This is a genomic window from Betaproteobacteria bacterium (assembly GCA_016713305.1).
GTDB lineage: Bacteria > Pseudomonadota > Gammaproteobacteria > Burkholderiales.
The window spans coordinates 101,237-126,291 of record JADJPK010000031.1; the positions used below are offsets into that span (position 1 = coordinate 101,237).

Genomic DNA, 25,055 nt, shown 5'->3' on the forward strand with positions numbered 1-25,055 from the left:
GATACGGGCCGCGCCGGCCGCTCATGCATTCCGCATCGCGCTCCGGCCAGGGGCAGGTGTGGTCGATTGTAGCCGAGCGTTCCGGACGGACGCATCGGGAAAATGAGTTGACGGAGGCAGCAGGGGTGGAAAGCCACGAACCCGCATCGATCGATGGCTGGGAGCGACGCGGCAGACCTCGGCACTGCAACCGCGCCTACGGCACAGGAACCCCCGTGCGCATGAATACCGGACCCTATCCCGGCCCTCCGAATCCGACAGAGGACGACGGCACACCGCGCCTGAAGCCAGCGCGCGTAGCGGCGTTGCCGCCGCGCCGGACCGAACCCCGGATCGGTCCTCTCAGGTCTGCCGCCGTGAGAGCGCGGCGCTCTTCCCCAGGAGAAGAAGGCCGCCGGCGATCAGCAATGCCCAGGTCTGGGGTTCGGGGACTGGCGGGGGGACTTCCGTCAACAGCACGCCGGAGTCGGACGTGTAGGCAAGGCCTGACGGCAGATCGAGGGTAATGGCGGACGTGTTGCTGAAGTCCACTTCGGCATGGCCCTGGGAATACAGTTGCAGCGTGTACGAGAGGCTGAAGGACCGGTGAGATGCGCTGATCTCGAACGGCAGCGCGTAGGTTTCGTCGAGGGAAGCGCTCTTGGCGGTGTCCCCGGCCTGCACGAGCACGGTGCCAGTGTTGAAGTCTGCCCGCGATGCGAGCAGACCTGTCGCCACGTCGTGCACGAACAGGCTGCCGCTCACATAGGCCTGTCCGTTGAAGGGGCCGCCGTGAGGGAACACGTCCACGTTGCCATGGACCTTGAAGTGCACCGTGCCCGTGACGGAGCCTGCGATGTCTCCGGTCACCGTGAATACATCGTCCGCATAGATGGAGGCCCGTGCGACATCCAGGCCGCTGGGTGAACCGTTGCTGGTGGTGACCGCGTGCGCCCGTCCCAGACCGGTCGCCCAGGAGAAGCTGGCGGAGACCGCGTTCGGAGCGTCGATCGACGTCGACGCGGCGGCAGGTCCGCGGTCGTTGTCCTCCACCTTGTCGGTCCCGTTCCCGGACCAGGCGTCGCTGAAGATCCGCACATCGCTCGCCTGCACGGTGGAGATCCCCCACAGCAGACACACGGCGGCGCAGGTGCCGCTCAATCGGCGGGTCCGGCTGCGCGACTTCTGTACGTGTTCAGCGATGGCGCCTCCCGGTTGCAGTGACAGGAACGCATTCATGACAGTCTCCTTTTGAACCGCTCCAAGCGGCTTTCGTGATAGCAAAGGTAAGCCCTCCCCTCTTACCGATCGGTTACCGATGGGAAAGATTCGGCGGTACGCAACCAACAAGTTCGTTGACCATTTTCGACGAACCAGCCCTCCTGATTCGGTAGAACCACGCGCATTCCGGACAATACGCGGCCGGTGATTCTTCGGGTCTTGGCAGCGAGAATGGCCTGACAGACCACAGACAACTGCCCGAGGGAGATCGGTCAGCAATTTCGTCCGACGTTCGGCACGCTGTCCACGCGCCCTCCACACGACTCGCAGCAGAATCCGCCGGACCTGTCACCGAATGGCCGGGCTGGTTGTTCGCGCCCGATTCTTCCGGCGCCCGCCCTCGCTGCCCGGCATACATGACCGCCAGGTCCGCTGAGCTACCATCGCGCATCCCGCCCGAGAAGCCGCGTCGAGCCCGAACCGAAGCGCATCCGGGCCGGGAAACGCCACGGAGAACAGCCCCCTTGCCCCGCTTCCTGCACACGGCCGACTGGCAGATCGGCCGGCGCTACAGCCAGTTTCCCGACGAGGACGCCGTGCCTCTGGCCGAGGCACGCCTGGCGGCCGTGGAGACGATCGCGAAGCTCGCGGCGGAACATGGCGTGGATGCCGTGCTCGTGGCCGGCGACGTGTTCGACGCGCAGACGGTCTCGGACCGCACCGTGCGCCGGCTCTTTGCCGCGCTGGCGGCGTACGCGGGACCCTGGGTGATGATCCCCGGCAACCACGATGCGGCACTCACGGAAAGCGTGTGGTCGCGCGCCCATCGGCTGGGCGCCGTACCGCCGAACGTGCATGCGGCGCTCAAGCCGGGCATCGTCGACTTCGAGGCACAAGGCTTCGCCGTGCTCGCCGCCCCGCTCACGCAACGGCACACGCACGACGATCTCACGGCGTGGTTCGATACCGCCGAAACACCCTCGGGCAGGGTTCGCGTTGGCCTCGCCCACGGCAGCGTGGAGGGCGTGCTGGCCGAGGACATCGACTCCCCCAACCCCATCGCGGCCGGCCGCGCCGTCTCCGCGCGTCTGGATTACCTCGCGCTGGGCGACTGGCACGGGTGCAAGCGCATCGACGAGCGCACGTGGTACAGCGGCACGCCCGAGCCCGATCGCTTCAAGGACAACGAGCCCGGGTTCGCCCTGCGGGTGGAGGTCGACGGTCCGGGCGCGATCCCGCGGATCACCCGCCTGGAAACGGCGCGGCACGCGTGGGGAAACTGGAGTCACGCGATCGGCGTCCCCAGCGACGTGGATGCGCTCTGCGCCCGCCTTTCCGGCGTCAGCGCCCGTGACGTGCTGGACATCCGCGTGGAGGGGCGCGTGGATCTGGATGCGCTCGCCCGTGTCAGCGAAGCGCTCGACCGTGCCGTGGCGGTCGCCCGCGCGCTGAACGCGGATCTCTCTCTGCTGCGTCTGCAGCCCACGCCGGAGGACATCGCCCGCCTGAACGCCGACGGCTACGTCGGGGACACCCTGGCCGAGCTGCGTTCGCTGCAGGAAGGAAGCGATGCGGCTGTCGACCCCGCCGTGGCCGACCGCGCACTGATGCTGCTGGCCGGCATGCTGCTGGAACGTCACGACGGCGCGGCGGACGCATGAGACTCGCGCGCATCCGCGTGGAACAGCTGCGGCAGTTCCGCGAACCCTTCGAACTCGCCGGTCTGGAGCCGGGGCTCAACGTGTTCGCCGGTCCCAACGAAGCGGGCAAGAGCACCCTGGTGCGTGCCCTGCGCGCGGCCTTCTTCGAGCGGTACCGTTCCAACAGCGTGGACGATCTGCGGCCGTGGGAGGACGCCGCCGCCTCGCCCTCCGTCGAGATCGACTTCGCGGCGGGCGGGACGGACTACCGGCTGCGCAAGACGTTCCTCCGGCGGCACCGCTGCGAGTTGTTCGCCGGTGCGCGCCGTCTGGAAGGCGAGGACGCCGAACGCGAGCTGGCGCAGCTGCTCGGCTACGACTACGCGCAGCGCGGCGCGAGCAAGGAGGAGCACTGGGGCATCCCGGGCCTGTTGTGGATCGAGCAGGGCGCCACCCATCGCATCCACGATCCCGTGAAGCACGCGACGGACTATCTGCGCAACGCGCTCGGCGAGTCGGTGAGCGAGATCGCGTCGAGCCAGGGGGACGACGTCATCGAGCGTGTGCGGCGCGAGCGGGCGAAGCTGCTGACCGCCACGGGGCAGCAGACCGGCGACTACCGCAAGGCCATCGATGCGTTCGACGCGGCCCGCGAGCGCCTTCAGGCACTGGACGACCGCACCGCGCAATATCGCCGGCAGGTGGACGAGCTGGAGGCTCTGCGTCTGGAAGACGCGGCGCAGGCGCGTGCGAAACCATGGGAGGCCGACGCGCGTGCCGCGGACGAGGCCCGGACGAAACTCGCCGAACTGAACACCTTGCGCGACCGCGTGGCGTCGAACGCCGCCCGGATCGACCCGCTGCAGAAGCACGCGATGCTCTTGCAGCAGAAGCTTGATTCGCACGAGGCAGCCCGTGCGGCTTCGAGGGACCGCGAGGAGGCTCTCGCCAGGGCGAAGCTCGAGGCCGAACGCGCCGAGGCGTCCGTGGCGCGCTGGACGGCCGAACAGGCGATCGCGCGAGCCGACGAACAGCGCGCCGCGGCAGTGCTCGCCGCGGTGCGCGATCTCGAGAGGCGTGGAGAACTCGCACGGCGAGTGCAGGATCTCACCCGGCGCATCGGCGAGACTGAGGACCGCCTGTCGCGTGCGCAAGCTCACCAGGCACGCGTCCTCGAATTGCGCCGGCTCGCGGCGGCGTCCTTCATCGAGCCCGAGTTCGTATCGACACTGCGCAACCGCCATGAGGCATTGCGGGATCTGCGCATGAAGCAGGCAGCGATGGCCACGCGGATCGTGTTCGATCTGCGGCCCGACGCGCGCCTGACGCTCGATGGCGAGACCCTCGCGGAGCGAGGCGAACGCCTCCTGACCGTACCCGCCCGGCTCGACATCGCGGACGTCGGCAGCATCGCCATCCAGCCCGGCGGCACCGATCTGGCCGAGCTCGCCCGAGACCTCGCCCGGTGCGAGGACGACATCGCAGCCGCGCTGCGGAGCATCGGGGCGGCTTCGCTCGAGGAAGTGGAAGAGCGCCGTACGAAGCACGAGGATGCGCGCCGGGACGCCACCCACACGGAGAAGCTGCTTCAAACCGAGGCGCCGCGTGGAATCGACGCACTCCGGACGGAATGCGAGGAGATGCGGGTTCAGCGTGAGACCGCAGAAGCGCAGTGGGCGAGCCTGCCGTCCGCGCCTGCGGAAGGATCTGACGCGCCCTCCCCGGCCGACGCGAAGATGCGCCACGACGCTGCGCTCCAGCGCCTGGCCGACGTCGAGAACCAGTTGGTGCGCGAGCAACATGCGCGGACTGCCGCGGCATCGCGTGCGGACGCGGCTGCACGGGAGCTGGCGCTCGCCCGCGCCCGGATCGAAGACCCGAAAAGGGCGGAAGAGGAACAGCAGGATTTTCGCGCGCTCGAATCGGCGAGAAGCGAACTCGCCACGCTCACCCGCGAGGTGTCCGCTCAGCAGGATGAACTCGCCCGCGCCCACCCGGACATCCTCGAACAGGACGTGGAACGATTCCGGCGCAGCGCGGAACTCGCGCAGCGGGCGTTTTCCGACCGCCAGGGGAGGATGCTGCTCCTGCAGGGCCAGCTCGAAAGCGCGGGCGCCGAAGGCATCGAAGAAGAGCGCGCGGGGCAGGCCGCGCTGGTCGAAGCCGCCACGCGCCGGTTGTCGGAGCTTCGACTGCAGGCGCAGGCCCTGGATCTGCTGCTGAAACTGCTGGAAGCGAAGCGCGCCGAACTCACGCGCCGTCTGCAATCTCCCCTCCGCCGCCACCTCGACCGCTACCTGCAACTGCTCTTTCCCGGCGCAACGCTGGAGCTGGGCGAGGACCTCGTGCCGCAGCGGATCACGCGCAAGGACGACAGCGGCGACACCTCAGGCGACGTGGAATCGCTGAGTTACGGCGCGCGGGAGCAAATGGGTGTCATCACGCGGCTCGCCTACGCCGATCTGCTGAAGGAAGCCGGACGCCCCACGCTCATCATCCTGGACGATGCACTGGTCCACAGCGACGACCAACGGCTGGCGCAGATGAAACGCGTGCTGTTCGACGCTGCGCACCGCCATCAGGTGCTGCTGTTCACCTGCCATCCGGAGGCGTGGCGGGATCTGGGGGTGGCGCCGAGGCGGATTGGGCGGGATGCCATGGCGGGGTGAGGGGCAGTCCCATCGATGTTGCTTATTTGCATTACTTGTTGACGATCGATGCAAATAGACAACATACTCGGCCATGCCTCGCCATCAGCCACCGCCCACCCAGGAACAGTCTGTCCTTCGGCTCGCGCGCACGCGCGGACTGCTTCAGACGCGCGACGTCGTGGCGTCGGGGATACCCACTATCGCCCTGACGCGTCTCGTCCGCAACGGTCAGCTAGTACGCGCGGGACGAGGGGTCTATGTCCTCCCCGGGCAACAGGGGAGTGCCCACCGCTCGCTTGCCGAAGTCGCTTTGCGCGCGCCTCGCGGGGTCGTTTGCCTCCTGTCCGCGCTGAGTTATCACGAGATCGGTACCCAGGCTCCTTTCGAAGTCTGGCTCGCGCTCCCCGCGGGTGTCGCCGCGCCACGGCTCGCCTCGCCCGCGATCCGGGTTGTGCGGATGTCGGGGGCCTCACTCACGCAGGGCGTTCAACATGTCGAGATCGATGGCGTGGAAGTGCCCGTGTTCGATCCGGCGAAGACAGTGGCTGATTGCTTCAAGTTCCGGAACAAGATCGGCCTGGATGTCGCACTGGAGGCACTGCGCGAGGCATGGCACGAACGCAAGGTGAGGGCTGATGCGCTCTGGAGCTATGCCAAACTGAACCGGGTCGCCAACGTCATGCGTCCGTATCTGGAAGCGCTGGCGTGAGTGCCGCGGCACGGGCCGCATCCGTACATTCGCGCCTGCTCGATGGTGCGCGCGAACGTCACGAGGACTTCAATCTCATCCTGGGACGCTACGCCGTCGAGCGCTTCCTGTATCGGATCTCCATCTCTTCCGCGCGAGATCAATTCGTTCTCAAGGGCGCGTTGCTCTTCGGCTTGTGGTTCGATGTGCCGCACCGGCCGACTCGCGACGCAGACTTCCTCGGGTTCGGCGCCATGGACGCCAACGCATTGACCGAGACGATTCGCGAGGTCTGCAGGATCCCGGTCGACGACGGCATGAGCTACGACCCTGCAAGCGTGACGACCAGCGAGATCCGCGTGGAAGCGAACTACGGTGGCCTTCGCGTCAGGCTGCGGGGTCAACTTGGCAAGGCGGATTCCGCGGTTCAACTGGACGTCGGCTACGGCGACACCGTGATTCCGGAGGCGCTCGAGGTGGAACTGCCCGGGCTCCTGCCCGATCCAGCCTGCCCCCCGTTTGCGTGTCTATCCGCGGGAAACGGTTGTCGCGGAGAAGCTCGAGGCGATCGTCAAGCTGGGAATGATCAACAGCCGCATGAAAGACTACTTCGATCTGCATGCGCTCCATCGAGAGAGCGCCACGGACGAACGCGATCTGGTGCGCGCCATTGCGGCCACTTTCCATCGACGAGGAACGCCGATCACCGACGAGATCCCCATAGGTTTGACGTTGGAGTTCGCGCGAGACCGTCAGAAGCAAGCCCAGTGGGCGGCGTTCGTGAACAAGAACCGTCTCGAGTCTCCGCCGCTCGAGGATGTGGTCAGGAACATCGCCGCATGGTTGCGACCAGTCTTGCGCGAGGCCAAGGGCGAGCAAGGCCCCAGATCATGAGCCAGTTCCTCATTCTCGAGTGCGAGCAATAGGCCGTGCGCGACGTGATCCGCAGCGCAGAGAGTTACGTGCATCCCCATCTCGTGACGCATGCTTCCACGCCTGTGTGTGAGAGCGGTCGGTCGCGTGGTCCGACACGCACGCCCCGTCTCTGAGGCTTCCAGGCGGGCCCGGGTAACCCCACACCGCGTGAGTAGTCCCGCTGACCGAAGATCCCGTCGAGCCATCGCACGTCATGGCAAGGATTCTGTTCGCCGGAAACGGCTGCCGACTTCGCTTCCCGCAACGGCCCTCGACGCGGCGGTCCTGACCCGCAGTCCCAACAGCATCGCCGACATGAACGGTGTGGACTGGACAGTGGGCGGGATCGAGATGGCGGTCGACGGACCCGTGACGGTCTGCGGCCGCATGGCGGGATTCACCTGCGGTTACACGAACGATCCTCCCGGGGCCACGCTCACCATCGCCCCGCCTGTCGCAGGCGGCACGGCATTCACCACCCAATACGTCGATGTGAATCCGTACCGGGCTTCCTACCTGATGGCGATGACGGGGACCTTCCAGCACATGGGCCTGGTTTCGGCTGGCCGGTTCGAAGTCACACCAGGCAGCAAGCTGAACGACACACGACCCAATTGCTTCAAGTTGCAGATGCTCGATGTGACGTGGCTGCACCACGGCGTGATCGAGGTGAACCTCGGCGGTGGCGCCGGCATGCTGGAACTACGCAACAGCACCTTGGGCAACATCGGAATTGCGCCATACCTGACCGTCGGCCACAAGCGCGCGTCCTGTCACGCGTAGGGTGCGTCTCAAGTTGCGACCGGACCGGCGGGAGGATCCGGATGGCCCATGGTTTCGAATGGCGGTTCCGCCCTTTCGGACTTGGCACTGGTCCCAGTTTGCAGAGGAACTTCTCTTGAATCCGTTACACATCGGAACATCGTCGAGAATGTTGGTGCGCGGTTCTCTGTCGATAGCAAGGGCGGCACCGCGGAGCCTGAGGAGCGTCACGCTCGCGGCATCGGCGGAGGGCTCGGAACGTACCAACACCGTGAGACGACTCGAATGAGAGTTACCAAGCGGTGGTATGGAATCGAGTCTCGACGTTCCGGGGCAGGTCTGCTCACCCGCGCCTCGTGGACCCATGGCGATCCACGGGGCGTCTTATTGCATGGCTCACGCAGTTTCAAGGTCCACCGCTCGCCTTCGAAAGCAAGTCGAAACAGCGGTTTGCGTTGATTTACTTTAACGACTCAACCTAAAACAAAGAGGTTTCTTGTTTTAGGTTGTCTCTCATGCGCCGCCCCCCACCCGGCCGCTATGTCACCGTCGCGAGAGCCGGAGAGTCGCTTCGTGCGTTCGCCCCGGTGCCGCTCCCGCCGGAGCCACCGGTCGTGTCGCCCCCCGGGCTGCGAAAGCGCTTCGATGCAGCGCTGGTTGCCCTCGGGCGGCTGGACACCGTCTCTGCACTGCCGCCCAACGGGGCCGATGAACGGCTCGACCCCGTAGCACCAGCGGTCACTGTCGATACGGGCCTCGAGATTCCGAGCGCGCACTCAACAGCGCACCCGGACCTTCATTCATGCCTCGGGACCCTCACCGACACCCCAAGGGATCCTCGTTCCCCGGGGTGTCGTCCTTTCAGCCCTTACAACTTCGCCAGCAGCCTCGACAGGTTCTTCAGCAGACTGCCTCCACCCGTCCCCGTCGAACCGGAGCCGAGCTGGTCGAGCCGCTGCGTGAGGTCCTTCGCCCACGCGGTGTCCTTCCACGCGGGCGTGGTGCTCGGCGTTGTCGGCGGCACGGTCGGTGCCGTCCCGCTGGTCCCCGGGTTCCAGGTCTCGTTCCAGTTCACGTTCGAACCGGCGGGCGGTGTCACCAGCGGCACCACGGCAGGCTGCGCGACTGCTGCGGCGGGAAGCGCCGGGATCTCCGGCCTGGCCTGTCCGGCCAGGAACTGCATGAACCGGTTCGAGTCCAGCGTGGTCACCTGACCGTTGCCATTGAGGTCCCCCACGATCGACGGGTCGATCGTGCGGTAGGCGGCGAAACCGCTGTCGACACCCTGGGCGACGTTCTGCAGCAACGTGAGATCCGCATTGCCGTAGGACCGGTTGGCATCGGCATCCATGAGGTACGCCGCCACGTGGAGGGCATCCTCGCCCATCGCCTCGACCGGGTCGCCGCCGTCGCCTGCCACGACGACATCGCGCAGATCGAGCACCTGCGCGGCGCCGTACGTGGCGCCGGCCGGCACACGGGACACGATGTCGATCGGCGAGACGGCACCGGCCGGCAGCGGCGCATCGAACTGCGCCTGAACGCGGATGCCGCCCGCCACGGCCGTGCGGCTCACGGTACCGGCGAACCCCGTGGCCAGGCGCACGTCCTGCACTTCCAGCATCGCCGCGTCGAACAGCAGCGTGAAGGCGATGCTCTCGACGCCCTGTCCCTCCGACACCCGCACGGGCAAATGCAATCCGCCCGCGATGTTGTTGGGGACCACCACGTCCTGTCCGGGGCCGCGCAGCACGTCCGGGAGGGACAGGGTGACCGCCGGTGCGGCCGGCACGCGGAACGCGGCGATGTAGTCATCGCCCACCGTGCCGTCGGCGTTGCCGTCCAGCACGTTGCCCGAGGCATCGCGCAGACCGCCCGTGCCGGCTCGCACGGTCAGCGTGTAGCTGTCCGCCGCCAGCGCACCGCCGGTCCGGACGAAGGACAGGCCCTTGCCGTCGGCGTCGAGCACGAGCGATCCCTTCACCGCACCCGAGGTCATGCCCGCCAGCGTGAGGTCCGCGGCGCCGAGACCCGCGCCGGTGGCGTCGTACAGATTCAATGCCGAGGCATCGAGCGCGCGATCGAAGCGCAGGTGCACGCCGCTCTCCGTGGCATCGATCTCCGTCACCCGCAGCGTCGCCGCGGGGGCCGTGCTGGCCGCTGCACCCGGCAAGGCAGGGATCTCGGCCTGGTTGAGCAGCGCGTTGCCAGACAGCAGGAACTGGCTCTCGCGCGAGATGATGGTGGCGTCGCCCGTGGCCAGCGCTCCTGAACGGTCGACGTCGCTGATCACGATGGGATCGACGTTCGGGTAGAAGCCGAAGCCGGTGTCGAGCCCGCCCACGATGCGGGAGACACGCTGCCCGTCGAGGCTGGTGTAGCGCTGGTCGCCGGTGCTGTCGCCGAAGTACGCCGCCACGTGCAGACCGTCGTCTCCCGTACCCGCCGCTCCATCGACCACCACGTTCGCAATGTCCAGCACCTGCGCGGCACCGTACTGCACGCCGGCCGGCACGGAAGCGCGCACCCGCAGAAGCTCCACGCTGCCCACCGCGATGGGCGAAGCGGCCGTGAGGGTGATGCGGTACTGGCCTGCCACGCCGTCGACGCGCACGCCGCTGCCTGCAGGCGCACCCTTGCCGAGTTCGAACGCACTCACGTCCAGCATGGCCGGGTTGTAGACGAGATCGAACGCGACGGAATTCACCGGCACGCTGGTCGACAGCGTGATCGGCAGGCCGCGTCCGGTGGCCGGAACGTCCGCCGACTGGCCGGAGGCGCGTGTCACATCGGCGATGGCCACCGTGGCGGCGTGTCCGATCACCGTGAACTCGCCGGCGAAATCATCGCCGGTCACGTTGTTCCAGTCGCCGTCCAGCGTGCGGCCCAGATCGTCACGGAAGGCGTTGTCGCGGCTCGCGAGCTGCACGGTGTAGCTTCCGGCGGCAAGTGCGCCACCGGTGGCGACGAAGTCCAGCCCCTGACGATCCGCATGCAACACCAGCGAACCGCGGATCGCGTTGCCCGAGGAATCGCGCAGCACCACATCGGGCGCCCCCTTGGGACTCAGCGCGGTGTCGAAGACGTTGATCGGCACCGTGTCGAACGTGCGGCTGAAGCGGACTTCGAAACCGCTGTCGTTGCCCGACAGATCCGTCACATAGAGGTGATCGTTGACCACGTCCACCGTGAGCGGATCGGCGCTCCACTGGCCGTCCTCGTCCTTGGCGCTCACGTGGATGGTGTGCGTGAGGTCGGGCCGCGCATAGACGTGGCTCGCACCGGTGGCAGACCCCGCGAGCGTCTGAGCCGGTGTGCCGTCGCCCCAGTCGATGGTCCATTCCGTGATCGTGTCGAGGCCCGGATCGGTGGCACCGAACGTAAGGGCGTAGGGCTGGCCGGACAGCGCCGTCGCCGCACCCTGGACCGTCAGCACGGGGGCGACGTTGCCGACATCGATGGTAAACACCGTGTCGACTTCCACGGCGCCGTCGCTCACCCGCACGGTGAACTGGTACGACGCATCGCCGTCCGTCGCCGTCCAGTGGAATTCGCCCGTCGCGGCATCGATGGTGGCACCGTGTGCGGCACCGACGAGCGAGAACGCGAGCACGTCGCCGTCCGGATCGGACGCCTCCACGGCCACGGTGATGGATTCGCCCTCCAGCGCATTGCGCTCGGCAGGCTGGGCCACGACTGGTGAGGCGTTGCCTCCGATCACCGCGATGGACACCGTGGCGTCCTCGGAGGAGAGCGAACCGTCGCTCACGCGGTAGGTGAACGCGTCGCCGCCCGAGAAGTTCGCCGCCGGCCGGTACTCGAACGAGCCGTCGCCGCGGTCCACCAGGGCGCCGTGCTCCGGCGGAGTCACGATGATCACCTCCAGCGGGTCTCCGTCAGGATCGCTGTCGTTGACCAGGAGATCGATCACCACGGCGCCGTTCTCGTCGACGTCGGCCTCGTCGTCCCCCGCCACCGGCGGGCGGTTGCCGGAGGCATCGAGCACGAAGCGCACGTCGTCGATCACGATGCGGCTGGCGGTGTCGCCGAAGCCGATCAGGTCGAAGAAAAGGCTCGCGACCGATTCAGGGGCCAGGCCCGTCAGATCGATCTCGACGTCGACCGCGCCGCTCGTATCCAGCAGACCGCCGTTGCGGTCGGTGAGACCGGACACGGTGACGCGGTCGGCGGCGAAGGCGTGGCCGTCGCTCTGCAGGTTGAAGAGCGAATCGGTGTTGGCGAGCGTCGCGGTACCGACCAGGGGATCGTCGTCGGCATTCAGCAGCGCCACTTCGAAGGCGTCCACCGGTCCGTTGCCGTTGGCCTGCAGGTCCACCTCGACCAGCGTGAAGCGCAGGGCCGTCGCGCGGTCCGGAATGATGAAGCTCTGCGCGAGCCCGGACAGGAAGCGGTCGTCCTCCGTGAGCACCCCGCGTCCGCCGGTCACGGCGGCATCGCCGGTACGGGTCCAGCCGAATTGCGAGGTGAGCGGGTCGGACACGGAGAAGGCCCCGTTGGTCAGGCCCACCGAGAGCGGGCCGGATCCGACAAGGAGCTGGCCCACCGTGGGGATGGCCACGTTCTGCACCGGCTGGCTCGGCTGCACGACGACCGGTGCCTGAGGTGTCGCGACCGGGGTTGGGGTCTCGTTCGCGGGCAGATCCGTCGAAGACGGCAGCCGGCGCACGCCGGTCCCGAGCGTTCCGGTCATGAGCGACACGGGAGTGACGCTCACCGGAATGTCGTCCAGACCCAGCGCGTGACCCATCTCGTGCGTCAGCACGGTGAGCAGGTCATAGCGGCCGAACGCCACCGAAGACGTCGAGGCGCGGTACTGACCCGCCGTGGTCACGGCCGTGAACTCGGCCGAATCGAGAGGCGTCGCGTCCACGAACCAGCCGTTGCCGGCGGCGTCGCGATCCACGCGGATCACGCCGCCGTCGAACACGGCCAGGGCGCTGCCGGTGAGATCGGTCACTTCCACCGTCACGGACGGCAGCGTCGCCAGCGCATCGGCCGTGCCTGCGGCCTGCAGCCACAGGGTGCGAGCCTCGTCCATCAGCGACTCGACCTGCGCCAGCGTCACACCCTCCACGGTCTCGGCGGTTGCGGCTGCCTCGCCCAGCAACGGGGTGCCGGCTGCCGTGTCGGTGAACTGGAGGTCGTCCAGCAGCATGATCTGGCTCACGCCACCCACCACGCCGGCGAAGGCGCCGCCGGCGTACTGGATCGCGCCGCCCACGAATTCGGGCGCCCAGTTCTCGATGAGATCGATGTCCAGCAGGTCCTGCAGGGACTGGCGGAATTCCTCCGTCACCCCCATTCCCTTGTGCTGGATCTTGATCGTCGACACGGTGCCGGCGAAGCCCACCGGGATCTCCACCGAGTAGTCCTTGCCCGAGAAGAGTCCGGCGTCGATCGCCTTCTCCACCGTGACCGAACCGGTCGAGTTGGTGAAGGTGATCTCCAGCTTGGAATCCGGCAGGAAGGCGAGCGGCGTGTACACGTTGAAGCGCAGGAACTGCTTGCCCTGCGGGATGTACATGCGGTTGTGCGTGATCGTGTCCAGGCTCGTGTTGTTGTTGAGGTATCCCAGCAGCGCGTCACGCATCGTGGACAGGCCGTCCGGAATCACGTTCTCGATGATCTTCTCGAGCGCGTCCCCGGCCCCCATCACCAGCGCGTAGTCGCTGGGCATGTTGGGCAGGAAGCTCACCGCCTGGTCGATGCCGAAATTGAGGTAGGCCTTGATGTTGTCCACGCCGATGGGCAGGCCGTTGGGACCCGGCGCGCCGGTGAGCGCGTCGTTGATGTTGGGGCCCGGCGCTCCGGTCTCGGAGAAGATCTGCGTGACGATCTTGTCGAGGAGCTGGATCGCGGCGTCTCCGGCCTTCCACACCGCATTGGCCGCCTTGAAGTACTTGGCGATCGCCACGTCCGATGCAGTGCCGAACTTGCTGATGAGCGTGTTCTGGATGAATCCCACGCTGGGCGGCTGGGGGAAGTGCAGCAGCTTCTGCCGCGCGGTGGCGAAGAGCTGATCGATATAGCCCTCGATGGCCCGCTTGGCGAAGGTCTTGAACAGTTCGGTGGGCGATGTCTCGACCACGAACAGGCCGCCGATGTCGATCTCGCCGAACACGGGCACGTTGATGGTGAAGCCCTTGCCGCCGTGCATGGACCAGCCGGGCAGCTCGTAGGAGATCGGGAAGCGCCCGTACTCGGCCGGAAGATCGTCGGCCCCGCTGATCTTCCACGCGAGGTAGTTGAGCAGGGACTGCCGGGTGCCGTACTCGAAGCTGCCGTTGAACACGGTATTCACGTCGGGGAATCCCAACGGCGCGTCGGTGACCTCGGTGTTGTCCGTGTTGAACGGCACGCTGCCGCCACTGCCCGGACGGTAGGCGATGCCGCCGCCGGTGGGGCTGAAGTACCAGCCCGTGCCGATGCCTTCCGTGAGGTCGCCGCCGTCCCACACACCGCTCACGATGGAGTCCGGGTCCACCTCGTACCACGGGATGTCGGTGAACTTGTAGTCCTTCATCGGCAGGCCCAGCGCTTCAGTGGCGAGCCCTTCGTCGCCGATGGAGCGCCAGATCGGGTTGCCTTCGAATTCCAGGATGCCGGTGTTGACCGTTCCCGCGTACCACTGCCACACGCGGCTGTGCGGGCCGCCCGCCCCCATGTTCAGGCCGAAGCCGAGGAAGTCCTCCTGACCGAAGCCGGCCAGGCCGTTCAGGTTGAGATCGATGTCGGCGCCGGGGATCGACCGGCCGTTGGGCGTCGCCGTGAAGTGGTTCACGAACGTGCCCGGCGTGGCGTCAGGATTCGCCGCCGTCTGGTAGTAGTTGTCGGCGAACGCGACGTTGGCCCACAACTGGACGTTGGGGTCCTTGAAGTCCGCATAGGCCACCGGCTTCAGCTGCACGCCGAGATTCTTTGCCGCGCCGGTGGTCGCGTTGGCAAGCCACTGCGAGAGCTTCCACGCCCAGATCGCGATCTGGATGCCAAGCGGCACGTTCCCGCCGGCGGCCGAGGCCACCGACGCGACCGCCGAGACGGCCGTCAGGGCAATCTGCGAGTACTCGACCAGTTGCGTGAGCGGAATGTCGAGGCTCTTCTGCTCGAAGTCGTGCGGGTCCAGCGTCGTCATCTGGATGCCGTCCGTCACGATGTCGTACGCACCCAGGCGCTGGATGATCTCGCTGTTCACGGACGTGCCACGGCTGTGGCCGATGAAGTGCAGCGGAGACTCGAGCAGGCTGCCGCCGGTCTGCAGGTCGAGGTCCAGCAGGGCCGCGAACAGCGCGTCGGCCGCAGCTTCCGAGAAGCCCGAATCGCTGATGTCGGATTCCCGCTTCCAGTCGGACACCAGGACCACCGGCTTGCCGCCGATGAGCGCCGAGGCGCCCGCCGGGCCCCACGTGCCGTTGTCCTTCATCTGCCGCCACTGGCCGGTGTTCTTGTCGTAGAGCATCACGACCCCACCGCCCCCCGCCGTGGAAATCAGGCGGGCCAGATCGATGAAGGCGCCGGGCTGCTGGAACGAGGAGTTCGCCAGGTCGGTCTGCGGATCGAGCTGGAAGCCGTGCGTGAGGATCGTCACGTTGCTGAACGTGGACGTGTTCTCCACGTACTTGGCGGTGAAGGCCTCGGCGCGGTTGATGCCGCGGTCCTCGATCTCCACGCCCCAGTAGTAGAACTGGCCCGCCGTCAGAACCTTGCGGAAGGCCGCGTCCAGCTCCACGATCGTGCGCTTGGCGTCCGGCGCGGCACCCATCTCGGTCACGTTGCCGTTCACGTCGATGCTGTAGCGCTTGCCGATCTCCAGGCCGTCGCTGACGGTCAGGATCCTGCCGGGGTTGTAGTCCTCCGCATCGGGATCGCTCGGGTCGCTCGAGAAGAGATGCTCGACCAGATCGAGGAAGGTCGCCTGGCCCAGCGCGAACTGGGACACCGCGTCTTCCTTTCTCGCGCGGAAGGGATCCTCGGGCCACAGGCCTTCGCCCGGCGCGAGCGCGCTGAAGTACAGCAGCGACTTGTAGTCGTCCACGCCCAGCAGGCCGGTGTCGATCTCCCACTCGAACACCAGCGGGTCGTCGTTGGTGCCGTCGAGATCCACCACGCCGGTGGGCGAGATGAGCCGCAGCACCTGGTTGTCCTGGAGCGACAGACCCCGGCTCAGCGACTGCACGTCGATGGCCGGCATGTTGATGATGTTGTCCGGGTCGGAATCATCCGCCCAGGCGTGATCGAGCGGCAGATCGCCGAAGTCCTCGGCGCCGGATTGCGCGCGGGCCTTCATGTTCTCGATGTCGTAGACGGCGATGTTGCCGGCGTTGCGGAAGTTCACGTAGAGCTTCTTGCCGGAAGCGTCGACCTGCACCTCTTCCACGAACGTGAGCGGGATCGGCGAAGTCGCACCCAGGATCTGCGGATTCGGCCCGAACGGGTCCTTGACGATCGCGACCTTCGAACCCACGTGGTGCAGGTCCTCGATCTCATAGGCGCTCATCGAATCCATGTAGAAGTAGCGCGGGATGTACCAGTCGCCCACGAACGCCCACTTGCGGTCAGGCGTCACCGCCACGCCCGTGGCGTTGCGGATGTCCAGGTCGAACACCTGACCGGTCAGGCGCGTGGTGAATCCCGGGTAATAGCCGTAGGGGTCGGCGCTGCCGCCGAACGTCCGGATGCCCACCATCTCGTTGTTGAGCTTGAGATCGATGGTGGAGATGCTGACGTTGAAACCGGTCGGGTTGTCGTTGGTGATGCGCAGCGGGTGCAGGCCGCGCCTGAGATCCAGGCGCGACGTGAAGATCATCAGGTCGCGGTCGGTCGTGGCTTCGATCTCGAACGGCTCCAGCCCCGCGTCGAACGTGCCGATCACTTCGCGCCACTTGCGCGCGCCGCCGATGCTGCCGTTCTCGGTGCGGTCCTTCTCGTCGACGTTGAGGACGATGATCTTGCCCTTCTGCCGCGTGCCGCCGTTCCAGCTCATCGGGCCGAACAGTTCGGTGTGGGGAACGGCGATGAACAGGCGCGTGCCGTCGGCGTTGACCTGGATGTCGTTGATCTTGCCGTTGGAGGGCGCGTCCACGCCCAGCACCGTCGTGACCTGGTTGAACGAGTCCGAGCCCGGATCGATGTCGATGATGTAGACGAGCCCGGTCCCGGCGGCGTACAGGTAACGGCCGTTCGGATCGATGGCGAGGTCGTTCACCTTGCCCCCGAACGGGATGTCGATGCGGTCGATGGCATCGGTGGCCGGGTTGATATCGAACTCCTGCAGCGTGAAGGCGTCGATGACGGCGATGCCGTTGTTCGTGGCGACGTACACGCGCGACAGGTCGCTCGTGGCGAGCGTGTCCCACACCGTTCCGGCGCCGAGGATCTCGATCTCCTTGATGACGCTCTCGGTCGCGGTCTCGTCGATGCGCGCAGTGTCGATGATCTGCACCACCGCGTTGCCCGCATCACCCCAGCGGCCGGTGAAGCCGTAGCCGCCCTTGTTGTCGATACGCACGGCCATGCTCTCGGTCCAGACGACGTCCACGTCGACGCCTCCCGAACTCCCGGCCACGGCGTAGTGCGGCCGGTCGACGCGGATGTCCGCCATGCCCAGCAGCACGTCCTGCGGCACATTGACCACGATGGTGCTCCGGAACACGGAGCCGTCCAGCACGCTGAACGCGTTGACGAAGTCGTCGCCCTCCACGATCACTTCGCGGTCGCGCATCTGGAAGACGACCCGCGCATCGCGGATGTCCTCGCCGATCACGTCCCCGGCGAACATGGGGCTGTCGAGATCGAAGAACTGGTAGCCCTCGATCGTCACCTCCACCGTACCGGTGCCGGAGACGGTCGCGGAAATGTCGTCGATGCGCGGCAGCTCCGGATCCACGCCCGTGGCGGGCGGGGAAGGAATGTCCGGGATGATCTGCGTGATGGGCGCGTCCGGCGGCACGTTCACCGTGAGGTCGTAGCCGTCCTTGTTGGCGGCCCAGTCGCGCCAGATCCTGAGCTGCTGCGCCTGGTAGGCCATCGGCAGCACCAGCATGCCCGCATAGCCGGCGATGAGGCCGCCGGCCACGACGGCACCGGCAAGACCGCCGGTGGCGGCAACGCCTATGGCCAGCGAGAACGCCATGCTCAGCCCGAGCACGTAACCCATGTCGATGCGCAGGATGTTCATCGGCTGCGCGGCCTTGGCGACCAGCACGTTGGCGCGTCCGGACAGCCCCGGGAAGGGCGGCGACGCCGTGCGCGCCATGCCATCCTCGCCCACGGTGCCGGAATCCACGACCGTCCACACGTCGATGAATTCGCCGTTCTCGCCCACCGGCAGGTTGCGCTTCTCGAAGAAGAACACCGTGTCGCCCGCCTGCGCGCTCCCCGGGGGCACGGGCAGCGCCACCTGGAACGGTCCGTTGACTTCGCCGCCCTGGATGTCGATATCGAAGGCACCCAGGTAACCGAAGGTCGTCTCGCCCGTGGGGCTCGATGGCAGGGCCAGGGACAGATCGTCCTCGGCCACCGTCTGGATGGTCACGACCGCATTGCCGGTGAACTGCCCCGGCCCGAACGCCGCCATGATGCCTTCGGCGTTGGCCACCACGCCGCCTTCCTCGCCGATGGTCGCGGTGCCGTTGGTGGACAGCGGCGGTTCGACCTTGACGCGGATCACTTCCTCACCGTGACCGTAGATCACCGTCACGGTCGTCTCGCCCTCGCCCACGGCACGGATGAGGCCGTCTTCGGTGACCGTCGCCACGGCGCTGTTGCCGACGATGTAGCGGGTGCCGTGGCTGCCTTCGGTGATGAACGCCTGCTGCCCCGGCCCGAGGCTCGTGACGATCTGGCGCGTGCCGCCCGTGGGGACCACCGTGACCGTGTCCGGATAGGCATCGATGCCCAGCACGCGGGAGATCATCAGTTCGCCGTTGGACGGCATGCCCACGCCAATGGCGGTGGCGGCCGACGCGGTGCCGCGGGAGGCCGTGAGGACGGTGTAGCCATCCTTCAGCGCCGTGAGCAGTCCTTGCGGCGTGAGCGATGCGATGGACGGGTCCAGCACCCGTGCGTTCACGTACTCGAACGGCAGGACCACGTCCTGCTGGTCGGCGAAATCGCCGATCACACGCAGGACTCGCACGTCGCCCACGCCCACCAGCATCCGCCGCAGCGAGAAATCGATGTTGACGAGCGGTGCGCTGCTCACCGTGACCGGGACGTCCACCTCGGGCGAACTGTTGAAGCCGTCGTCGGCCGTGATGCGGAAGCTTGCCTGGCCCGCGTAACCCGCGTCGGGGGTGAAGACCACGAAGCGACCGTCCGCAGACAGCGCCGCCGTGCCATGCTCGGCGTCCAGCACGCGGTAGTACACGGTGTCGCCGTCGGGGTCGGCCGCGACCTGGCTCAGGTCCACGAAGACCTGCAACGCTTCGTGCGTGAACACGACCGGCATGGTCGCCGCGATCTGCGGCCCCACGTTCTGGGCGAAGCCGAAGTTCGCGTACATCACCTGGCGGTCGGTACGGTCGGACACGCCGTCGCCATCGACGTCCGTGCCGGCACCGGCCGCATCCATCAGGCCGCTGTCCGTGCCGTTCACGAGACCGTCGAGATTCACGTCACCGCCGATGGACAACGTGAGGCGGTAGTCGCCGGCGGCGCCGGACAGACCGGTGGCGGACAGCGTGTAGAGACCTTCCTCCGTCACCCCATAGAGCGCCACGACGGAATTGCCGGAGCGCTGCACCGACAGCGCCGTGAGTCCGGCGATGGCTGGAGCCGCCGCCTGGAACCCTGCCACGCCTTCGATCGCGGCCCGCAGGATGAGTTGTCCGCCGTTGGTGCCATGGATCTCGCTCGCGCGCACGCTGAACGAGTAGCGGTCCGTCTCGCCGGCAGCGAGGGAGCCCGCCACCGTCTCGCCGGTGAATTCCGCCGCACCGCCCAGATCGGCGGCCACCGGGCGTGCCGTGACGGAACCGTCGGCCGCGTAGTCGATGGACAGCCCGGGCTGGCCGACGGCGATCACGCTCACCAGGGCGCCGTTCTCGTACGCGTAGCGCATGCCCGTCCCGGTGGCGAGGTTGCGCGACGCCGTCAGCTGACCGGCCTCGTTGTAGAGATAAGTGACCGTCGTGCCGTCCGGCGCGACGGCGCGCACGATGCGGACTTGCAGATCGCGCAGGAACGCCAGCGTCTCGCCGTTCTCGGCCGTGACGCCGTTGTCGCTCAGGAACAGGCGCTTGCCCGCCGCCGTCACGATCTCCTGCACACCCCGCTCGGCGTCGATGAGGTACTTGGTGCCGTCGGTGGCCACCAGCGTGAAGTCGGTGCCGTCCGCCGATGGCGCCAGCGGGTTGTACGGCTGGCCCGTGGAGGACAGGTAGTACTTGCCGCCTGCCTTGGTGAGCAGGGTGCCGGCCGACTGCAGCTCGTAGCCGCTGCCGGCCTCGGCCGCCCACGCGGCCCGGTAGAAGGTGACGCCGCCCACGACGGTCTCGACCGCCGTGAACGAGAAACCGGCGCGCTGGCCGTCGGGCAGCGTGAAGTACACGCGGGTGCCATCGGCGTAGGCATTGAAGACACCGAGGTCTTCGCGCCCGGTGAGTGCCACGTTGGATTCGAACTGCAGGTCGCGGCCGGACAGCGTCCAGCCCGGACCGAACGCGCCCGGATCGCCCAGCGAATCGTAGAAGCGTGTCAGCGCATACCCGGTGCCGCCCAGATCGACGGTCAGATCCACGTCGCCGCGCCGGTACCGGCCCAGCTTGACGGCCGTGTCGATCTCGACGTCGGCCAGCGCCACGGTGGTCCGGCCGCCGATATCCTTCGCGGTGAGTCTCAACTGATAGAAGCCGTTTGCGTAGCGGCGGCCGTCGAGGCTCGCGAGCGTGCCGTCGACCGGCCCGTCACCTTCGGCCAGCGTGGCCCAGTGCTCGCCGTCGCCGGAAAGCTCCAGCGTCCAGAAGTCGAGGTTCACGTCGGCCACCGAGGCGTCCAGGGCGAGCGGCGCGTCCGTGAGACGGGCGCGCGACACGGTGGAGGAGAACGTCACGACCGGTGCGCTCTTGTCGGACGGATCCCGGACCTTGAAGAAGAAGGTGCGTTCGGCCACACCGCCGTCCACGTCCGTGGCCACGGCGCGGACCTCGACCTTGCCGGGCGTGGCGGAGCTGATGAACGCGCGGCCGTTGGCGTCCACGGCAATCTCCTGACCGGCCACGAACACACGCAGGGACTCGATGTCCGAGAAGCCGTCCGCGATGGCGTGGAGCAGCACGCTCTGTCCCGGCAGCGCCGGGAAGCTGGGCGTGAGCTCCACGAGCAGCACGGGCGGGACGGGTTCCAGCGACGCGCGCAGCACGATGGTCTGGCGGTCGATGGCTTGGCCGTCGTCGGCGATCAGCGTGACGACGTAGTCGCCGGACTGGCCCGGGCCGGGCGTCCACGACAGCAGGCCCGTGTCGACATCGAGGCTCACGCCTTCGGGCAGACCGAGGGCGCGATAGGTGAGGTCGGTGCCCAGATCGGGGTCCGTGGCGCGGATGAGGAATTCGCGCTTCTCGCCGATGAGGAAGCTGTGGTCGGAATCGTCCAGCACCGGTGCGCGGTTGACGTTGGCCACACGCACGACCACGTCGTAGTTCACCGGCGTGCCGCTGGGGTCCGCCGCCGTGAACCGGATGACGTGCTCGCCCGCCTGCTCGAAGCCAGGCGTCCACTGGAATTCGCCGCGGTCGGCGACGAACAGCGCCCCCTCGGGCAATCCCTGCGAGGCCGCCAGCACGATCGGATCGGCGTCGGCATCGCCCGCCACGACCGTGAAGATGATCTCGGCCCCTTCGCGGGCGAGCTGCGGGATCATGGGCACGAACACGGGCAGCTGGTTCGCGTTCGCCACGCGGATCTCCACCGTCTCGCTGCTGCTGCCGCTGCCGTCGGAAGCTGTGAACGTCACCTGGTAGGTGCCCGCGCGGTTGAGCGCCGGCGTCCACGTGAACTGGCCGGTCAGCGGGTCGAGCTTCGCGCCGGGCGGCAGTTCGTCCGCGTAGTACGTGACAGTGTCGCCGTCGCTGTCGACGGACTTCAGCTGGAAGGCGAGCGCCTGGCCTTCGGTGGTTTGCTTGTCGCCCACGGGAATCAGCACGGGGGCGCTGTTCGCCGCACGGACCGTGAGCCGGAACGTGGCCGTGTCCGAAGCCGTGGCCGCCGCACCGGCGTTGCCGGAATCGGTGACCGTCACCGTGACGTCGCGGGCGCCGATGTCGCCCGTCTGCGGCGTCCAGGTGATCACCGCGTGGCCGTATTGCGGCGCGGCCGCGATGGTCGCCCCGGCCGGAAGGCCTGCGAGGGCATAGGACAGCGCGTCCTGATCCATGTCGCTCACGCGCACCGGGATCTGGATCGTCTGGCCGGTCACGGCGACGGCGTCGCCGATGAAGTCGATCTGCGGCGGCTCGTTGGCGCTCTCCACGTCCACGATGAAGACGTAGGACGCCGACTGCGGGGCACCGCCCTCGCCGTCGTCGGTGGCGATGATCCGCACCGCGTGCTCTCCGCGGTCACCGACCTGCGGCGCGATGCGCAGCGTGGCCGTGCCATCGCCGTGGTCGGTGAGCTGCATGAACGACGGCAGCGGGAAGCCCGGCTGCTCGCTGGTGGCCGACAGGGTGATATGGCCGCCTTCCGGATCGGTGGCGCGCACCGTGATCTCGCGCACCGTGCCGCGGTCGAGCTGCACGTTCTCGATCGGTTCCAGAACTGGCGTGCGGTTCAGGTTCAGCACGCGGATCGGCACGACGATCGTGTCGGAGAGCGGCACACCCGTGCGGTCGCCGGTGTCCACCGCGGTGAACGTGACTTCGTAGTTGCCGGCCTGGGCCGCACCGGGGCGCCAGGTGAAGTCGAGCGTGTCGGGATCGAAGCTCGCGCCTGCGGGCAGCGCTCCCGCCGTCACCGTGACGGTACGCGGTGTCTGCGCCGTGTCGACCAGCACGCCGTCCGCGCCGCGGAACGCCGGCTCGTAGAACGGATTGTCCGGATCGAAGGCGAACATCTTGATGGTGAGCGGCTGACCCTCGAAGACCTCCCACCCTTCCTGCGGGTCGAACACCGGCGCGCCGTTGGCGTTGGTGACCGTGATCCGGGTGCTGACGGTGTAGCGGTAGGTGCCGTCGCTCACGCTGAACGGAATGTCGTAGGTGCCTTCCTGCGTGAACAGCGGAGTCCACTCGAACAGCCCGCTGGCGGCGTTCAGCTTGGCACCCCAGGGCAGCACGGGGCTGGAGTAGACCAGCTCGCGCGTCTCGTCGCCCGAGCCTTGCAGGAAGAAGCGCACGGTGTCGCCTTCGCGCACGGTGCGGTCGGCAGGCTTGATCAGTTCGGGCGTGCGATAGCCCTCGGCGATGAGAATGTCCACGGCCACGTTGGTGACCGACACGCCGTCGGAGGCGAAGAAGCGCACGTCCTCGAACGTGCCGGCGGATTCGTAGCCTGGCATCCAGCTGAAGGTACGCGTGGCCGCGTCGAACGTTGCGCCGGCCGGCAGATGGTCCGCCCACACGGTAAGGGCGTCCTGGTCGGAATCGCTCACCACCACGTTGAATTCCACGGCCACGCCTTCGCGGCCCTCGACCTGGGTCGGCACGGAGAGGAATTCCGGCGCGGAGTTGCCGCCGTCCACATCGATCACGAAACGTTGCAGGGCCGTCGCGCCGCGGCTGTCGAAGACCTGGAGCGTGACAGCTTCGGTGGCGCGCACCGGCCCTTCCACCTGCCACGTGAGCAGACCCGTGACCGAGTCGAAGCTCATGCCGTCGGGTCCGGACAGCAGGTAGTACACGACCGGCTGACCATCCGGATCGGTGGCGATCGCCTGGTACGTGTAGGCACTGCCCAGGACCGCATCGAGCGGCGGCTGGGAAGTGAACTCGGGCGCGCGGTTGAGCTGGGTCGCCGCGACGACGCCGGTGGAGAACTCCACCCGGCGGCGGTCCGGCGTTGCCACCGACACGGTGTGGCCCGTGGTGGAGGCGAGCGGCGCGAGCCGGCCGCCTGCGGGCAGGTTCGCGGCGAGATCGATCATCCAGCGGCCGTCGTCCGTGCGGCCCGCGGCGTCCGCGGGCACCCCGGCGTAACCGTCGTTCGGATCCAGCGTGAGCAGCGCGGGCAGCAGGATGTCGGTGTCGCCGCGGTTGGTGATGGTGACGTCGTAAGACACCGTGCCGAGCGACCGGTCGTAGCGGGTGAGGCCGAACTCGATGTCGAGATAGGCCGACAGATCGCTCACGCCCTGGAAGTGCGTGACGTAGTCGCCGGGGAGCGTCTGGCCGTACACGCTCGCGACGTCGTCGCGCACCGTGAGGGTGTAGGCATCGGGGAGCAGGTTGCCGAACGCGAGCAGCACCGTCCGGTTCGCCGCGTCGTACTGAACCGACTGCACGGTGTAGGTGCCGGTGCCGGCGCCCGTGAGCGTGTAGTTGGCCGGATTCAGCACGCTGCCGGACAGCGTGGCGTCGCCGGCGAACATGTCCTGGTTGAACTGGATGGACATGAAAGGCAGCGGCAGCGGCATCACCGCACCGGCCGACGGATAGGTCGCGACGACACTGGGCGCGAACACCGGGTTCACCACATCCACCTGGTGCGACTGGCTGACCAGCAGCCGGCCGTCGGAAGTCGCGAACACCACGTCTCCGCGGGACCCGTCCTGGGCCACCGCCACGCGCCGCAGCGTGGCGACGTCCACCATGGTCAGCTCGGAACCCGCGGCGGCGGCGCCCGTGCTCGAGACCGGCCCGGCGTTGTGCGAGACGAACAGCAGCCCTTCCAGCGCCGTGCCCTTCTCGCCGAAGGCCAGCGAGTCGATGTCGGAATCGAACTCCAGCATGATCTCGGCGCGGCGCTGCTCGGTGAAGCGCACGACCTGGCGGCGATCGGGCCAGGTCACGGCCCAAAGTTCGCCCGGAGTCGTCGAACGCGAGGCTGCCGACGCGCAGGTTGCGGTCGCGGCTGTACTGCACGAACGTGCCGGTGTCCGGATCGAAGATCTGCACGCCCGAGTTGCTGGACACGAACAGACGGTCGGTGTCCGGCTCCACGGCCAGCGCGATGGTGATGCCGTCGCCGTACCGGCCGACGACTTCGCCGGTATCCGCATCGAGTTGAAGCAGCGCGCCGCCGCCG

At 67.6% G+C, this 25,055-nt stretch carries 6 protein-coding genes and 1 pseudogene; 5 read left to right on the top strand and 2 right to left on the bottom strand.

The features are described from left to right. Window positions 1-342: 342 nt before the first annotated feature. Window positions 343-1,218 (bottom strand): hypothetical protein, encoded by an 876-nt coding sequence (locus tag IPK20_22500; protein MBK8019175.1) that lies wholly within the window; start codon window positions 1,216-1,218, stop codon window positions 343-345. A 506-nt stretch (window positions 1,219-1,724) separates the two neighbouring features. Here IPK20_22500 and IPK20_22505 point away from each other — a divergent pair. From IPK20_22505 to IPK20_22525, 5 genes and pseudogenes are all read left to right on the top strand, one after another. Beyond that, complete coding sequence (locus IPK20_22505) at window positions 1,725-2,861, top strand: DNA repair exonuclease (GenBank protein MBK8019176.1); 1,137 nt, start codon at window positions 1,725-1,727, stop codon at window positions 2,859-2,861. After that, entirely contained in the window at window positions 2,858-5,509 is a 2,652-nt protein-coding gene (locus IPK20_22510) for an AAA family ATPase (protein MBK8019177.1), read from the top strand. Before IPK20_22505 ends, IPK20_22510 begins: the two co-directional genes overlap by 4 nt. A gap of 73 nt (window positions 5,510-5,582) precedes the next feature. Continuing rightward, the gene (locus tag IPK20_22515; protein ID MBK8019178.1) at window positions 5,583-6,200 is read left to right on the top strand and encodes a type IV toxin-antitoxin system AbiEi family antitoxin domain-containing protein; all 618 of its coding nucleotides are present in this window, start codon (window positions 5,583-5,585) and stop codon (window positions 6,198-6,200) included. Next, window positions 6,197-7,073 (top strand): annotated as a pseudogene (locus tag IPK20_22520) (nucleotidyl transferase AbiEii/AbiGii toxin family protein). Before IPK20_22515 ends, IPK20_22520 begins: the two are co-directional and overlap by 4 nt. 336 nt (window positions 7,074-7,409) lie before the next feature. Further along, window positions 7,410-7,877, top strand: a complete 468-nt coding sequence (locus IPK20_22525; GenBank protein MBK8019179.1) for a hypothetical protein — start codon at window positions 7,410-7,412, stop codon at window positions 7,875-7,877. An 847-nt stretch (window positions 7,878-8,724) separates the two neighbouring features. On the opposite strand, the gene IPK20_22530 is transcribed toward IPK20_22525, so the two are convergent. After that, a complete protein-coding gene (locus IPK20_22530) occupies window positions 8,725-24,819 on the bottom strand; it encodes a tandem-95 repeat protein (GenBank protein ID MBK8019180.1) in 16,095 nt (5,364 codons plus the stop codon). Between the last annotated feature and the right edge of the window lie 236 nt (window positions 24,820-25,055).